General features: G+C 54.9%; 16 protein-coding genes. 10 read left to right on the top strand and 6 right to left on the bottom strand.

Features of this window, described 5'->3' with window-relative positions; all coding sequences use genetic code 11:
• Positions 1-11: 11 nt before the first annotated feature.
• The 3 genes from AC5DDB_RS20320 (at position 12) to AC5DDB_RS20310 (ending at position 1,742) form a co-directional block, all read left to right on the top strand.
• A complete protein-coding gene (locus AC5DDB_RS20320) occupies positions 12-407 on the top strand; it encodes a hypothetical protein (protein ID WP_491741596.1) in 396 nt (131 codons plus the stop codon).
• 131 nt (positions 408-538) lie between these two features.
• Positions 539-1,465, top strand: a complete 927-nt coding sequence (locus AC5DDB_RS20315) for an ABC transporter ATP-binding protein (protein WP_491741595.1) — start codon at positions 539-541, stop codon at positions 1,463-1,465.
• Between the two features lie 28 nt (positions 1,466-1,493).
• Entirely contained in the window at positions 1,494-1,742 is a 249-nt protein-coding gene (locus tag AC5DDB_RS20310; protein ID WP_491741594.1) for a hypothetical protein, read from the top strand.
• A gap of 70 nt (positions 1,743-1,812) precedes the next feature.
• Here the strand turns inward: AC5DDB_RS20310 and AC5DDB_RS20305 are convergent, their stop codons facing one another.
• Positions 1,813-3,612, bottom strand: a complete 1,800-nt coding sequence (locus AC5DDB_RS20305; RefSeq protein WP_491741593.1) for a hypothetical protein — start codon at positions 3,610-3,612, stop codon at positions 1,813-1,815.
• A gap of 265 nt (positions 3,613-3,877) precedes the next feature.
• Between AC5DDB_RS20305 and AC5DDB_RS20300 the strand changes: the two genes are divergently transcribed.
• The gene (locus AC5DDB_RS20300; protein ID WP_491741592.1) at positions 3,878-4,369 is read left to right on the top strand and encodes a hypothetical protein; all 492 of its coding nucleotides are present in this window, start codon (positions 3,878-3,880) and stop codon (positions 4,367-4,369) included.
• 328 nt (positions 4,370-4,697) lie between these two features.
• Complete coding sequence (locus AC5DDB_RS20295) at positions 4,698-5,759, top strand: hypothetical protein (RefSeq protein WP_491741591.1); 1,062 nt, start codon at positions 4,698-4,700, stop codon at positions 5,757-5,759.
• A 15-nt stretch (positions 5,760-5,774) separates the two neighbouring features.
• On the opposite strand, the gene AC5DDB_RS20290 is transcribed toward AC5DDB_RS20295, so the two are convergent.
• A complete protein-coding gene (locus AC5DDB_RS20290) occupies positions 5,775-6,167 on the bottom strand; it encodes a hypothetical protein (RefSeq protein WP_491741590.1) in 393 nt (130 codons plus the stop codon).
• Between the two features lie 136 nt (positions 6,168-6,303).
• Between AC5DDB_RS20290 and purE the strand changes: the two genes are divergently transcribed.
• Positions 6,304-6,801 carry a 5-(carboxyamino)imidazole ribonucleotide mutase gene (gene purE / locus AC5DDB_RS20285; protein WP_491741589.1) on the top strand — a complete coding sequence of 166 codons (498 nt, stop codon included), beginning with the start codon at positions 6,304-6,306 and terminating at the stop codon, positions 6,799-6,801.
• Between the two features lie 55 nt (positions 6,802-6,856).
• Positions 6,857-8,017, top strand: coding sequence for a 5-(carboxyamino)imidazole ribonucleotide synthase (locus tag AC5DDB_RS20280; RefSeq protein WP_491741588.1), 1,161 nt, complete (start codon positions 6,857-6,859; stop codon positions 8,015-8,017).
• Here AC5DDB_RS20280 and AC5DDB_RS20275 read toward each other — a convergent pair.
• Positions 7,996-9,033, bottom strand: a complete 1,038-nt coding sequence (locus AC5DDB_RS20275) for a hypothetical protein (RefSeq protein WP_491741587.1) — start codon at positions 9,031-9,033, stop codon at positions 7,996-7,998. The two genes, AC5DDB_RS20280 and AC5DDB_RS20275, sit on opposite strands and share 22 nt — an antisense overlap.
• Positions 9,034-9,188: 155 nt before the next feature.
• Entirely contained in the window at positions 9,189-9,875 is a 687-nt protein-coding gene (locus AC5DDB_RS20270) for an EF-hand domain-containing protein (protein ID WP_491741586.1), read from the bottom strand.
• 262 nt (positions 9,876-10,137) lie between these two features.
• Here AC5DDB_RS20270 and AC5DDB_RS20265 point away from each other — a divergent pair, with 262 nt between their 5' ends.
• From AC5DDB_RS20265 to AC5DDB_RS20255, 3 genes are all read left to right on the top strand, one after another.
• Positions 10,138-11,568, top strand: coding sequence for a DUF1501 domain-containing protein (locus tag AC5DDB_RS20265; protein ID WP_491741585.1), 1,431 nt, complete (start codon positions 10,138-10,140; stop codon positions 11,566-11,568).
• A 101-nt stretch (positions 11,569-11,669) separates the two neighbouring features.
• Positions 11,670-12,098: an alpha-ketoglutarate-dependent dioxygenase AlkB gene (locus AC5DDB_RS20260; protein WP_491741584.1), complete on the top strand. Its 429-nt coding sequence runs from the start codon at positions 11,670-11,672 to the stop codon at positions 12,096-12,098.
• 54 nt (positions 12,099-12,152) lie between these two features.
• Positions 12,153-12,776: an RNA polymerase sigma factor gene (locus AC5DDB_RS20255; protein WP_491741583.1), complete on the top strand. Its 624-nt coding sequence runs from the start codon at positions 12,153-12,155 to the stop codon at positions 12,774-12,776.
• Between the two features lie 343 nt (positions 12,777-13,119).
• Here the strand turns inward: AC5DDB_RS20255 and AC5DDB_RS20250 are convergent, their stop codons facing one another.
• Positions 13,120-14,856: a DUF4129 domain-containing protein gene (locus tag AC5DDB_RS20250; protein WP_491741582.1), complete on the bottom strand. Its 1,737-nt coding sequence runs from the start codon at positions 14,854-14,856 to the stop codon at positions 13,120-13,122.
• A 52-nt stretch (positions 14,857-14,908) separates the two neighbouring features.
• Entirely contained in the window at positions 14,909-16,015 is a 1,107-nt protein-coding gene (locus AC5DDB_RS20245) for a quinone-dependent dihydroorotate dehydrogenase (RefSeq protein WP_491741581.1), read from the bottom strand.
• Between the last annotated feature and the right edge of the window lie 2 nt (positions 16,016-16,017).

Genomic DNA, 16,017 nt, shown 5'->3' with positions numbered 1-16,017 from the left:
CGAGAAAAATCATGGCACAGCCGCAGTTTATCGATGGTCGCGACTCGACGACCTATGCTCCATTTGTGCTGATTGACAGCCGGGACTCGGAATGGAAAGACTTGCGGTTGCAGTTCAGCGATCACGCTTGGACGCAAGCAAATATCGGTGACGATTACATCGGAGAATGCTATCTCAACGGCTACGGCATTCAGGGATTGGTGTTCGCGGCGCTTCTCCAAGCTGGATTGGACCCGGTCCCTGCGGGTGTCGAGCCGAATTCCGAGGGCGACACCTGTTATATTCACTTCAGCAATTTCGAAACCGCCGTGGAAACCGCGACGCTGGCTTACGAAATGATTCATGACAAAGCCAAACGAACCGCGTGTGCCGAGTTGGCGGTCGAAGAAGGACTCGACGATATCTAGCCGCGAGTTTTCGCTTCCCCAACACACCACGATTCTTCACAAATTCACAAAGCCTCCGGGATGCAACCTGGGGGCTTTTTGCGTTACACTTGGGATATCCATCTCGCTGCTTACACCGTCGGAATTCATTGATGATTGAAACGCAGAGTCTCACCAAGAAATATGGGGATTTGGTCGCCGTCAACGAGATCAATTTGAATCTCAAGGAGGGCGATGTGTTCGGGTTCATCGGTCCGAACGGCTCGGGCAAGACGACCACAATGCGGATGATCGCCACGCTGCTCAATCCCGATTACGGCGAAGCGTACGTCTGCGGCAAAAGCATCTACACGCATCCCCAGGAGATTCGTCGGCTGGTCGGTTATATGCCCGACTTCTTCGGGGTGTACGATGATATGACCGTCATCGAATATCTCGAATTCTTCGCCGCCACGTACCGCATCGACGGACCGGCTCGACGAAAAGTGTGCGAGGAAAAACTCGAACTGGTGGACCTCTCATTCAAACGCGATGCGTACGCCAGCCAACTCTCACGGGGGCAAACCCAACGGCTTGGTCTGGCGCGGACTTTGTTGCATGAGCCACAAGTGTTGCTGCTCGACGAACCAGCGAGCGGTCTCGACCCGCGTGCCCGAATCGAGATTCGCGGATTGCTTAAACGCTTGGGCGAAACGAACAAAACGATCGTTGTCTCCAGCCACATCCTGCCGGAATTGGCCGACGTATGTACTCGGGTCGGAATGATCGAGAAGGGCAACTTGATCGTCGACGACTACGTCAAAGAAGTCATGCGGAAAGCACGGGAAACGATCACACTCGACATCCGCGTCACGACCGATGCCGAGGGTGCCGCTAAACTTCTGGAGCAACAGGATTCGGTCGCGTCAATCACCATGATCGGTGAAACCATCCGGGCTTACCTCGATCGTGAAACGCTGGATTACAGCACACTCCCGACCATGCTGATCGAAGCCGGTTACCGCATCCAAATGTTCCGCGAAGAAGACGTCAACCTCGAAACCGCCTTCATGGAACTCACGAAAGGCGTGCAGCAATAACGCGTACTCGAAATAGGGCGGACCAACTATGATTGCAGCACCTTGGTACCTATTGGCGGCTGGGATTGTCCTCGTAATTATTGCGTACTTCATGGCGGGGCTGAGCGGATCGTCGGGAAATCGTGGGCCGGTGATCGACGAGCGTATGTCTGACGAGGAAATCGCCCGCAATATGCAGCAAGCGCAGTCGCTGCCCCCGTCCAGCATCGTTTTGCTCTTGGGCTTCGTGCTGATCGGTGTCAGTCTCATCTGGCGACTCGTGCGGTATTTTGTCTGATTGCGGTTAACCGAAAAACCGACGAGGCGTTTGGAACACCGCGTCGGTTCGTTGATGCCAACCGCGACAATCAGCGTGCATAATAGTGGTAGGTGACGGTCGGCTCGAATGATTCGCCGGGTTTCAGATCGAATTGCCAGCGAACGACAGAGCTATTGTTGACGGAGGGATCGCCGTTGTAGTCCTGCCAGTCGGCTGCCGAGTAAGGTTGCAGCGTGATTTTGCCATCGTCAGAGGATTCGGTCGCCTTTCCGCCGATGCGGAACGATATTTCCGCACGAATGGGATGGGACTTGTAGTTCGTGATCTTCAGCTTCACCTGCTTTTCGATCTTGGCATAAGTGTAGCCGTTCCATTGCATGCCATTCGCGATGCGGCCGATTTCCTCCTCGGCAGCGTTGGCCCGCACATCGACGGCGATCGTCACGGGCACACGAACTTCGCCGCCGCGTGAGGTGTATGTCAGCAACTCCTGCGCGAGCGGCAGATTCCCTTGCATGATGAGGGCCGCCCCGGTCGTCCAGGGGACTTCCGTATTGTTTGGCATTTCGATTTGATGCCAAACGTCGTTCTTCGCGAGTTTCAACGGCGAGTTTGCATCCGAACCGGTGCTGGCCGCACCGTCGCGTCGACGCTTCACGTGTAAGTCCCAGGTGTAGCGATTCTCAAAGGGTGCGTGGCCGGTGAAGATCGGAATCGAAGCACGATCGCCCTTCTTAAGTTCCATCTTTGGCAGCGAATACACGAATAAGTCCTGCACGCCGCCAGTTGTGAGTTCATCGGGCAGCACGATTCCGCCACCCGCCTGGCCATTGCCCCCGCGATTGTCGCCACGCCACTCGCTGGCACGTTGGGAAAACATCGCGTTGCTGTAGGAGTTGTTCATTATCTGGCCCATTACCTGCGGGGCCGCCTCCGCCAGCGAGTTGATCAACGTGCGTTCCAAAACCAGCGGACTCACGATTTCCCGAAAGCGAAAGTTCGGCACGCCCACCACCAGATCAATCGCCGCTTTGGAAAAGTCCTCGGCTTCGTTAAGGATTTCTCCCTGCAAAGCCAGACTCGCTTCGCGTTTCTGGCCGTCATCGTTCAACGCCATCCGGTACGTGGGAATCCAACGCAGTCCGGGGCGGAAATACATCAACGTGAGTTCTTGTTTTTGGCCAGGGGTGTCAAATCGGAAGGTGAGTTGTTTCGTCTTGACCTTTGTTTTGACGTCGCGAGTGACCGTGGTTTTCAGATCGTTGCCAATCAAGTGACGAACTTCACTGATGGGCAAAACGACGTTGCCATCGCGAGTTCCCAGAACAACATATTGACCATTGATGCCGCTGATCACGGGGCGTGCGTAGTCGGCGTTGCGTGAAAGTACGGAGATCGCGAATGGGTCGATACCGGCAGATTCCCAGCGTTCTCGTGCGAGATTGGTTTCGGTGGGCTGGGCCAGCACTTTTTGAATTGTGCCGACGATTTCTTCGCGACTCGACAAGTTGAGTTTGACATCTTTGCCGATGTTGGATTCGAGTAGGTCGAGCATTTGAGTGGCCGACTGTTTGGTTTCCGACACGTCTTCGCGTTCGGTTTCCCGCGCCAACATGCTGATGAGTCGCCCTTTCGTCGGCACTGCCCAGAACGAGCCGAGCACAGCCGCGTCTGGCACTTCATGCGTGAAAACTTCCCCATTTTCGTTCGTGGTCGCCGTTCCTTTCTTGATGACCATCGCGTAGCCATCTTTGAAGATGATGAGCCGTTCGGTCGTCAATTCGAGTTCGTGCGGATCGTCCTTGTCCGCCGAAAATGCCAAACCCGTGCCCCAGGAATTGAGTCCCGTGAGAACTCCCACGAGTGCAATGAGAATCGTCCGCGACATGATGTGTAAACTCCTAAGGAAATGCTGTAGCAACTTTTCAGCACGTCATTCTAATAGTTTTCCGCAATGCATTCGGTAACGGCTACGTAACAGGGAAAATTTGGTGTCGCATTCGTTGCAGGACGCCAAACCGTTCTACCACGAACTTGACAATCCCAATGCTGCGACGCAAAGTTGTGAAATTTGCTGCACGGAAAGTCAGCCTCGAGGAAACAGAAGGAATTGTCTGCCTGTCGATTCGTTTGTTGCCGATTGGAGTTGGGACGTGCTGACTGACATTGGAGAATTCTTCGTGGGAGCGTATCTGCAGTTGATCGAACGGTGTGACGTGGTTGACTACAACGTCCGACCGCCTGGCGGAGGGCTTGCGGGATTAGGTGAATTAGACGTTGTCGGCTTCAGTTTCACGACGAATACCGCCTATCTCTGCGAAGTGACAACACATATTCGCGGCTTGCTTTACAGCAGCAATCAGGACTCCGTCGCCCGTGTCGCTCGGAAACATGAGCGGCAACAACATTACGCGGCCAAGTATCTGGATAACTTCAGCAACATCCGCTACCAGTTTTGGTCCCCGGTCGTTCCTAAGGGCTACCTGACTGAAAACCTGGCGAAGATCGAAACGCTCGAACTTGTCATCAATGGTGAGTACAAGCAGCGAATCGACGAACTCCGGCAGCTAGCAAGTAAAGTGACCTACGATGCGAGAAACCCGGTTTTCCGGATGCTGCAGATCTTGGAACATCTGCGAGATTGAGATGTGCGAACAAGGCAACACGTCATTACTGTTCGGGTCAATCATGTGGGTTTGCCTCGCGCGCGAACACCGTGGGAGCGGCGTTAAAGATGGCAGAAGTGTTAAAGACGGCATGATCGGGGAATCGATAGAGATGGAGACGGGTCGTTATCGCCTCTAGCGATATACGACGTGGGGGGACCATTGAATTCACGGACTGGTGCCGATTATGCCGCACACTGCCGATTTTTCGCCTTCTTCACGACTGGCTTTCGGACACACTTCCTGGCGAAGAATGTTGCTTCTCGGAGTATGTGGGTTCGTTCTGGCGGGAAAGATCCCCGCAACGATGGCCCAAACACCATCGAGGTTCCCCGCTGAATTGACGGAAGCGTCGTTGTTTCCGGGGAACTCACCGAAGAAAGTCAGCTCGAAACCAGTGAAGAAACAGCCGACGCGAGCGACGGAACACAGCTTCTGGGACACGGCCCCCGGTTCGTCGAAATATGCGTTGCCGGCGGAATACTTGGAGACGCCAACCGAGTCGGAAGTTGTACAGTCGGATTACATCCCGTCGGCGGCACCCGCTGTCGTCGAGGCATCGTACACTGTGCCACCCATGGACGGTATTCCCGGATATCCCCTGACCAGCCATTCCAGCTTTCCCGAAGAGCCGACGCAAATCATCACGCATCCACACAATGTGATCTTCAAGACGATCAAAGCCGGTGGAGTGTTTTCGATCGGGAATGGCAAGTATGCCGACATTCTCGAGCCCGGTTGGACCGTTCAAGGTGCCGGGCGAGCATTGATCGACTGGCCGAATGAGGACTTGGTACCGTTCGCCGAGTTGGGTGGCGGCTACATGCACCAATATGGTGAAGCCAAGAACGAAACCATCAGCGATGCGACGTTGACCCAATCCGTCAACACGACACCCATCTCACAGGGCGTACTTCCCGACTCGGTACGGACTGAACTTCAGGAACTCCACCGTGGCTGGGTTCACTTGGCGTTAGGGACGATCTTCAACACGGCCAACGACGACTCTGGTTTCCAATTTACGGGTCGTGTCGGCGTCCGATTGGGACACGTTGATGCTCGCTTCACCGAACGCCCGACCGCTGCCGCCGCCTCGAACATCCAGGGTTTAATTGATTCCCAACCCGGCGTCGACTTCGACCTCGATGCAGGAAACGAAAACACCGATGTCTTTTGGGGTGTCGTCACTGGTGCCGGAGTGAGCACACCTTGGCAATCCATCTGGCTGTACGATCACTGGATCGGCGACGCCAACCTTGGTGTGGAGTTCGAGTACATTCACGATTGGTTCGACCTGGGAACCTTTGACGAAGGCACCAACGGGCTCAGCAACATCAACGTGATGCTCAACCTCAGCCTGAAACGATAATTCAGCCGTCTTGCATCATTCGGCGTCTGGAACGGGGTCGCTTTCGGCCAAGCTTTTGAGGACTTTGTTCTTCTGATCTTCGTCGCTAATTAGTTCGGCAACTTCGAGGGCGGCATCTCCGTCGTTATTTTCTGCCAACACTTTAGCCGCCGTTTCCGCAGCTGAGTTCCGCATCGAGACGTCTTGAATCTCGTTAAGAGCATCGATGACTACACCTTCGTCAGACGCTTTCGATGCAGCCAACGCGACTTCTTTCAACGACTCGTTGCGTTCGGTCACATCCGTGATTTTTTTGGCCGCTTCGAGCTTCTGATCGAGCGAAAGCTCGCCGTCTTGCTGTGGCGAGCAACCGATCATTACCATGGTCATAAGATGGACAGCGACGGACGCGAACAAGAAGCGAGACATAGAGACCTCGTTGTCGGAGAAGTGAGTGTTTGTTCCATTCTAATGCGAGACCATCCTACCTGATTGAGAATCACGTCCGCAAGGAAGCGATCGTTCAGACAACGCACTGAGATGACAGGCGGAAGGGCCACGAGAAATGTCAAGAACAACACCAATTGTTGGCGTCATCATGGGCAGCCAATCCGACTGGGATACGATGCGGCATGCGGTTGAAATGTTGCAGCGATTCGAAATTCCGTACGAAGCGGAAGTCGTTTCCGCCCACCGCACTCCCGAGCGTCTAGTGGAATACGCAAAAACTGCCAGCGAGCGTGGCTTAAAAGTCATTATTGCCGGTGCCGGTGGTGCTGCCCATCTGCCGGGTATGGTAGCGTCGCTGACGACTCTTCCGGTCCTCGGCGTGCCAGTGAAGAGTCGTGCACTCAACGGGTTAGATTCGTTGCTGTCGATCGTACAGATGCCAGGTGGTGTGCCGGTCGGTACGCTAGCGATCGGAGACAGCGGTGCCAAGAATGCCGCTTTGTTGGCGATTCGAATTCTCTCCACGAGCGACGACGAGCTTCGAGGGCAACTCGAAAAATTCCAACACGAGCAGACGGCAACAGTCCTCGAAACTGCACAGAATTTGGAGTAAGATCGGCGGAACCGTTTCTTCAGCTATCCGCGAAACTCCCCTGTCTGCAAGTTTGATGAACAATCCGATTCTTCCTGGCTCAACACTTGGAGTCCTTGGCAGTGGCCAACTTGGACGCATGTTTGCACTCTCCGCCCGTGAGATGGGTTACCGCGTTCATGTGTTTTCGACCGACGCCGACTCCCCGACCGGGCAAGTAGCCGACCGTGAATTTGTGGGCGACTACACCGATACCGACGCCATTTCGGAATTCGCGAAAAGTGTCGATGTTGTCTCGTTCGAGTTCGAGAACGTACCCGCAATCGCAACCGATACCGCAGAGCGGTTCACACCCGTTAGGCCAGCCGGTTCGGTGTTGCAGACGACCCAAAATCGGCTCCGTGAAAAAACGGCGTTGGCGAATCGTGGACTACCCGTCACGCCGTTCGCACCAGTGCGTTCACTCGGCGAATTGAAGAAGGCGATTACAACACTCGGCACACCGGCCGTCTTGAAAACCGCAGCTTGGGGATACGACGGGAAGGGTCAAACGGTCATTCAAGATCCCGACGACGCGGAACGGGGCTGGGCAGAACTGCAAACCGACGAAGCGATTCTTGAAGCTTTTATCGAATACGAGTGTGAGATTTCAGTCGTCGCCGCTCGCACCGTTTACGCAGGTGAAGTTCAACTGCAATTCTATGGACCGATTCGCAATGACCATGCGAATCACATCCTCGATGTGTCGACGGTTCCCGCGGGGATTTCTCAAGCGACCGCCGACGCCGCCTTTGAGATTGCCCGACAGGTAATGACGACACTCGACGTGATCGGTGTTCTATGCGTCGAGTTTTTCATGGCACCTGGCAACATTCTGATGATCAACGAGTTGGCACCACGACCACACAACTCCGGGCACCTCACCATTGAAGCTTATGCGACGAGCCAATTCGAGCAACAAGTGCGATCCATATGTGCTTTGCCGTTGGGTTCGACGGAGCTATTGCGTCCGGCGGCCATGGCGAATTTGCTAGGCGACGTTTGGGAAAATGGCGAACCGAACTGGGCGCGAGCATTGCGTGATCCGAACGTCAATCTTCATCTCTACGGCAAACAGGAACCGCGTGTCGGTCGGAAAATGGGTCACCTGACGGCGCTCGGTGATACCATCGAGGCCGCCAGGCAATCCGTGATTAATGCTCGAAACGCCTTGAGTCAGCCGACCGCGGACGAATAGCAGTGCGTCAATAACAACTGCATTTCCAGCCACTGAACTTCTTCAGCGACTTGAGTTGCCTTCGCGTCGCCCGTGCGAGCGCAATGCTGACAGAAGTCGACGAATGCGAACGGGTCCCATTCTCTATCCGCGAACGATCCAACGACGTCAGTCGCGGAATAGTGCGAACCGACTTTCTGAGCCATTTCCGCAAGTTGCGGAAAAATCGGATGATCGCCGACGTTGCGGAACCAATACTTCGAGTTGCCATAATCCGGTTCGCGACGGTGCATAATCGCATGCCAATAGTTGCCATCGCGATCACGGCCCTGATGTTCAATACTCTGGGACTGCTCGTGGCTGGCGTCGAGAAAATCGTGAATCTGTAACAGACCTGCTTTAATCGCTGTCAGTTCGATGTGCGAGATGCCATCACGTTTCCAAGTTTTCGGGTCGACCGACAAGATCGCATCCCGAAGCCAAGACTTTGAACGTCCCGGTTTCTTCGGAGCTAATTTCGGTAGGGTTTGCCCTTCGCCGGTCATTGCCGTTCCAGAGCGGTTTTGCGTGTTGCTGGCATCGATTTCAACATGCTCGCCCTGATTGATGCATCTTACGATCCACTCCCACAACGGATCATCGTTGTCGGCAAGTTTTCCGTGCGCATCGAGGTGACTTTTTCGGACGAAGACAGCCGCGTTCTCGGCTATCGGTCGAATCAACGCCGCCAATGTCTGCGGAAAGTTCTGCCAATCGGCTGCTGAGGCGTCATTACCGAGTTTGAGAGCGACCGGAGTTTGGTTGGCAACCAAGCGACTGACGAATTCCCCCATATCGGCCAGCAGTTCGGACAACCGAGAATCCACGAACCCTACTAAATCACTGTCAGCAGCATGGAGCGATTCGTTGAGTTCCGCAGTCGATAGCCGATCCAACGGGCGATCGGCGATCGACCGCACATTGAGCAGATTCGCATCGTGGGCGGGGGCTTGTTCGGCTTGTGAACCGCAAATATAGATGTCGATCGGGCGGCTCATCGGCGTGGGTTCCTTGTGTTCGAGTGAATCGTACGATTTCGGTATACCAAACTCACCAAGCGAACGAAACACACCGGAAACCAACGAAAAACACCCGCCGATCGAAATCGGCGGGTGTCGTGTGTGGGTATTCAAGCAAAGAACTTTAGGTTGGCTTACAGGTCGTCAGCGTTTTCGACTGGAGGACGACGCGGGCCACGTTCCCGACGCTCGCCATCGCCTTCACCACGAGGACCGCGTCCGCGACCACCTTGACCGAAACGTTCGGCCATTTGTTTGGCCATGGCTTCCATTTCGGCTTTATCGAGGAAACCGTCTTTGTTGGTATCACGTTCGGCGAAACCCTCAGCGAACCGACCGGTGACTTCGTCTTTGGCAATCTTGCCGTCTTTGTTTTTATCGTTTTGATCAAGCATCCGAGTCACGAAGGTTTTAGCGAACTCTTCGGGATTGAATTCCGGACGAGGACCACCAAATCCTGGCCCGCCAGGACCGCCTTGGCCAAACCGACCAAAGCCTTCCGGACGCATCTCTTCACGGCTGATTGTGCCGTCGCCGTCTTTGTCGAGAGACTTCAACGCAGCAACTGCGTTTTTGATTTCTTCAGCCGACAGAGTGCCGTCTTTGTCTTTGTCGATGGCTTCGACAACCGGATTCGAGGGTGGACGGAACCCACCGCGATCACCAAACCCTCGGCCTTCGCCACGTTCGCCTCGCTCACCGCGTTCTCCGCGTCCCCGTTCGCCACGACCTTCACGCTCACCACCGGGTTGGGCGAACGCTTGGGCTGTGCAAACTACCATTGCCAACGCTGCCAACCAACTGATTTTTCCGAACCGCATTGTGACTCTCTCCAGTTTAAGGGGTCTTGATTGTGTTGCTCACCAGCTTCTCTTACCCGACTTGTCGTCGGGCACAGGAGGTTAAACACCACCTGCCACCAAGGGTTTCTGACGTTTTCGGAAAATTCCAAAAACGGGCCGACATTGTTCGCCGGGCGAAATCGGATTGCGGTTTCGCTTTGGCCTTGATTCTCACGAGCCCGTGTGACGTAATGAACACTGACAACATCACATCTCGCGTTCCCGAAGACTGTCTTGTCTCATGAGTTCCTTTCATCCTGCCGTGAATCATCGGCGTCGCACATTTCTCTCAACGGGGACTGCCGGAATCGGGGCGGCCGTGCTGGCATCGTTCCTGCGTTCACAAGCGACAGCCGAAGACGCCAATCAATCCGAACGCTGGCAAGGCGTTGTGAGCCCACTTCATCACGCACTGAAAGCAAAGCGAATCATTTACTTGGGGATGGCTGGCGGACCGAGTCATCTGGAAACGCTCGATGACAAACCGAAACTCGCCGAGATGCATGGCAAACCGATGCCGGCCGAGCTGACGAAAGGACAGCCAATCGCCCAACTTCAAGGGCGACAACTCAAATGCTTCGCTCCGCAGGTGAAGTTCAAGAGTTTCGGCGAATCGGGCCAGCGGATGGCCGAGGTGTTTCCGAAAATGGGTTCCGTCGCGGACGATCTGTGCATCGTCAATTCGATGGTGACGGAAGCGATCAATCACGACCCGGCTCACACCTACATGAATACCGGTTCGCTGATTTCCGGGCGACCGAGCATGGGGAGTTGGCTCAACTATGGTTTGGGTAGTGAGAGCGAAAGTCTGCCGGGGTTTGTGGTGCTCACGTCTGTCGGAAAGTTCGGGCAAGCCCAACCGATTGCCGCTCGTCAATGGCATAGCGGATTTTTGCCGAGTCGGTTTCAGGGCGTGGAATTCCGTTCGACAGGCGATCCGGTGTCGTACGTCAGCAATCCACCAGGTGTGACTCGCGAACGCCAAGCCGACATCGTGAATACCGTCAACACCTTGAACGCACTTGGCAACGGACTGGTGCAGAATCCGGAAGTCGCGACGCGTATCCAAGCCTACGAGACTGCGTTTCAGATGCAGCGAAGCATTCCCGAATTAGTCGATCTTTCGGGCGAACCGAAACACATTTTCGATCTCTATGGAACTAAAGGCGGCGATGGTTCCTTTGCGGCGAACTGTCTGCTCGCGCGACGATTGGCGGAGCGGGGCGTGCGATTCGTGCAGTTGTATCATCGAGCTTGGGACCACCATGGTGGGATTCAGCGGGCGATTCAGGGGACCGCGGGCGAAGTCGACCAAGCCTGTGCCGCCTTGATCACCGACTTGAAGCAACGCGATATGCTCAAAGACACGCTTGTGATCTGGGGCGGTGAATTTGGCCGCACACCAATGGCCCAGGGGAATGGCCGCGACCATCACATCAAAGGTTTCAGTCTGTGGATGGCCGGCGGCGGAATCCGTGGTGGAATCACTCATGGAGCGACCGACGATTTCGGATACAATTCCGTGGAAGATGTCGTGCACGTCAACGACTTCCACGCCACGATCTTGCACCTCTTAGGCATCAATCACAAAAAACTGACTTTCAAATTCCAAGGCCGCGACTTCCGACTCACCGATGTCGGCGGACACGTCGTCGAACCATTGCTGGCGTAAAATATGAGATGAAGCCCAAGTTAATCTTGATCGAAAACTTCTGCGAGGACCACAAAAACCTATTGAACGTACTCTAAGACACGGTGTCGTGGGACGAGCGAATGACAACCAGAAGAACGGCCTCGTTTGGGGTCCCGTACAATTACTCTGGCATTTCCTATCCGGAAACACCACTCCCTGGAGTGTTGCGTCCGATGATTGATCGATTAGCAATTCAGTTGGGAATCAGATTCAACAATTGCCTGCTGAATCATTATCAGTCGGGCGAAAACACGATGGGATTTCACTCAGATGACACTTCCTGTCTACTTCCTGAAACCGGAGTTGCCATTGTTTCGTTAGGATCGGAGCGAGAAATCACTTTTCGCAGCAAGAACGACTCATCGGTGAATTACTCGGTGACCATGTTGCCGGGAATGCTGTTATCTATGGATAACGAAGTTCAAGAAAATTGGTTGCACGGAATTCAAAGAGCCGCTGACGTTGGGCCACGCATCAGCCTCACTTGGCGGGCATTTCAGACCTCGTAACTAACGGAATACTCAACTCAACAATACCGAGCCGAGTCGCTGAAAGCACCAATTATGACGGATTCCGATTTGGATTTGAATCAACTGTCTGACGCCGAACTCGTCGAGCGTTATCGTGAGACCGGTGACGAGGCCGCTGCGACGACGTTGCACGATCGATATTTGCTGCGGTTGATGAATTTGGTCGGTCAGCACTTGTCGCGGAAGTTTAATCCGCGTTTGGGGCCGGAAGATGTGGTTCAAAGTGTGTTTCGTTCGATGTTCCGTCTCACACGAGCTGGTCGATTCGAATTCGATGGCGAGAACGATTTCTGGAAATTGCTGCTCACGATGGCATTGAACAAGGTGCGGAACAAGGTCCGTCGCGAGCAAGCCGACAAACGCGACCCCGCCAAGGAGACCGGCAACACGCAATCGCCCGCGATCCAAGGCTTTGCCGTCAGCCGCTTTGGCGAACCGCTCTCACCCGCCGAAGTCGTCGAGTTCGCCGACACCCTGGAATTCGTGCTACAAAACCTGACCGAGGAAGAACAGCAACTCATCCAGATGCGGATGGAAGGACTCACGCAGAAGGAAATCGCCGAGAAGATGGGCGTCGATGCCCGCACCATTCGCCGTCGCTTCGCCAATATCCGCGACCGCGGCGCGAGCTTGCTGGGCATCGAAGAACCGGAGTAACTTCTTCAGCAACACGCTCAGCTCTGGAGTGAAATAGTCATTTCAAATCAATCCAAACCTACCGAAACTGATCTTCCGTTTTGGCCGCGGTTTATATGGACGTTGTTTCTCGGGCAAGCAGTTGTTTTGGTTCCGGCGGCTATTTGGTTTCTGATTGAATCCGGCACAGGAATCGGTTCTGGTGACACGTCCCTCCCGATCGAGCAGCCTGTTTCCGACCGACCTCTCGTGATCGAATGGCGAAGAATCGGACCAGAAGACAGCCCCGACCAGCGAACCGAGTTCGACGACGATGTAGTTCGCAATCGGACGCACGTTGAATGATCGTGAATTATTCGACGATTCACGAAGCGACCGGCGTGCGTTCCATTGCATGCCAAATCTGCTCCACGCGGTCGGCGACATCGTTCGGCAGTGGTCGGGACGAATACGCTGCTTGCGTGTAGAGACGCGCAAGTTCGCGAGCAGCGTTCGCGATCTCCGGTTCGGCTTCACCTAGTCGAGCGGCGTATTCGAGAGCCGTCATCTCAATCGGGCGGGGCACTCCACATTCGGTTCCCAAGGCCTCCAGGGCGGCAAAGGTATACCGCAGCAACTCTTCCGGCGGCATCGAACTCGCCGTCCCCGAGTGGAATGGATTGCGAAAACTCGCAAACGGTTTCGGAGCGGGGCGATATTCCGTCTCCGTTTGCTCTATCGCTGCCTTGGTTTTCTGCGATGCTTTGCCCCCGAACAAACTCGCCAAGTCCGCCAGGAACTTGCGAATTGCGGTGATGACCTGCTCACGGTAACGAATCAACAGCACAATCACCGCGACTGCGAGCAATCCATAGATTATGAATTTAACGAACTTGGAAACGGACTCTTGAATCGATTGACTCACATCCTGACCAGAGGATTGAGAAGAACCGGAGTCGTCTTGCCTTTCTGGTTCCCCTTCGTCGAACTTGGATGATCCTTGATTTCCGGATTGATCCGAGTCGTCTTCTTTTTCTTGTGGGTCTCCTTTTTCTTGTGGGTCTCCCCCCTTCTCGTTCGAGGAAGATTTTTGCTCACCGCTGGTTTGCTGACCCTGACCGTCTTTTTCTCCATCGCCACCCTGCGGATTTTCGGACTCCCCCTGTTCGCCGGTCTGTTCGCCTTGGGATCCCTTGGAACCTTCGGTTGCGTTTTCGTTTTCCTCGCCCGCTGGTCGCCCTTCGCCTTCGCCGGCATCGTCACTGCTCATCGCGTATTCGGATGCCTGACCGATCCGCTCGCTGACCTCATCCACCACATTGGAAATCGAATAAGCTGCATTCGGACGAGGCAAGAGCACGGTCAAAATCAACACAGCCAACGCTAACCCTAGGCCCATTGTGAGCCAAGTCGCCGTGACCGATGTTGGCATCGTGAGCCGACGCTGACGAAGATATCGCCGCAGACCGAGAAAACTCGTCGTCAGCAGCAATCCGATTCCCGCAGCGACATACACCCATAGCAGACGGAACGCACCGTCGCGGGTGGCCGATTCCGATCGCGGGATGAACGCCTGCCCGATGCCGAAAATCGGTAACGCCGCCAGTGAGAAATACACCACCCACAACCCCGGCGAATGCGGACGTTTTTTTTGATCCTCACTGTCACTCTCGGACGAGTCATCGATCGACGCGGGTTCCGCCGTAGATTCTTCAATCCCCGCGACTTGCAAGAGTCCCTCACCGGAGGCGTCTTGCGTGTCGTCGATTAGGGTGCAATCGTACGTCAATTGTTTTGTGCACCACCAGATGATTCCGAGCAACGCAACGCCAATAATTGGATTATCGAGAAACCGCAGCACGACCAACAGAATCGCAATCCAAAATGCGATGGTGTAGGCGAACGCATGTTCGGAGCCCTGTTCGATCGCAATTCGAGAGATCAACACCGCCGCAAACACGAACCAACCCAACACCCAGCGGAACCGACCGGCGTGATCGCCGTGATAACTCACGTCCAACAGGAAGAACGCTAAACTGCCGACCAACAGCATGATGAGCGCGGGACTAATCGCAATCGCCACGTAGTCGGCAAGCGTCTGAGTTGGTTTACGTTTCGCCATGATCGAGCAGTCTTCGCGACGGTGAGGATTGCTTCATCGTACCATGTCCGCATTACACGCCAACACCGACCGCATCCTGAATTCGCGTGAATCCATCTTGAGTTAGCAACTTCGCCAAACCGCGATTGATCCTCGCCACTACGCCCGGTCCTTCGTAAATCAACGCCGTGTAGATTTGCACGAGTGATGCCCCCAAGCGAATCTTTCGATAGGCGTCCTCCGCTGTGAAGACGCCACCGCCGCCGATAATCACATGCCGAGAGTGATCCAACCGGGGGTACAAACTCGCGATGCAACCATCGATCCATTCCCGCACCGGCCGCCCGGCAATCGCTCCGGGCCGGTTTCGCCACGCCTCGGGCGGCGTCTTTAGATTCAACGAGTCCGGCTTTCCCGGCGGAAGATTGAACATAAACCCTTTGACGAATTCAAAGTCATCGACTTCTGCCAGCCATCGTTCATGAGTTGCGGTGTCCGTCGCAGGAATCACCTTCAGAAACACGGGCGAGACCGGCGAAATGGACTGTAGTCGCTCCAGTAATCGTCGAATACCGCCCGGTTCTGCGAACACATCTCGTCCGCCCTCCGCGTTTGGGCAACTGAGGTTGAGCGTCAGGTAATCGGCATGTCGGTGAACTCGAGCCACACTGGTGGCATAGTCTTCAATGATGTCGTCGACCGAACTCGCCGGTGCGTCCAGTCCGTAGTTGGTGGCGACCAGATTCACGCCGAGTGGAATTCGCAACCGAGCCGCCGCCACACGTTCGGCAACAACTTCCACACCGTCATTCGGCAGACCGTAGTGGACTTGAATCACTTGGTCCTGAGGCAATCGGTACAGTCTCGGTTTCGGATTTCCCACCGAGGCAAACGCCGAGACGGAACCAATCTCGACCGTCCCGAACCCCATGCGGTCCAGCATGTTTAATGCCCGCCCACTTTTATCCCAACCGGCGGCCAGTCCGATTGGGTTGGAGAACTGCAGTCCGGCGACTTCGGTCGCTAATTCCGGCGCACGGAACGTCAGTGCTTTCTCACAGCACCAAGGCAGCAGTGGAATACGACCAGCAACCCGGCATACGGTGACCGCTGCGTTATGTGCGGATTCGGGATTGAGTCGGAACAACAGCGGACGGACCAGCGTCGAATACCAATTCATCG

The organism is Thalassoroseus sp. (assembly GCF_984380535.1).
The sequence above is the reverse complement of the archived record's forward strand: the minus strand, read 5'-3'. Positions and strand labels throughout refer to the sequence as shown.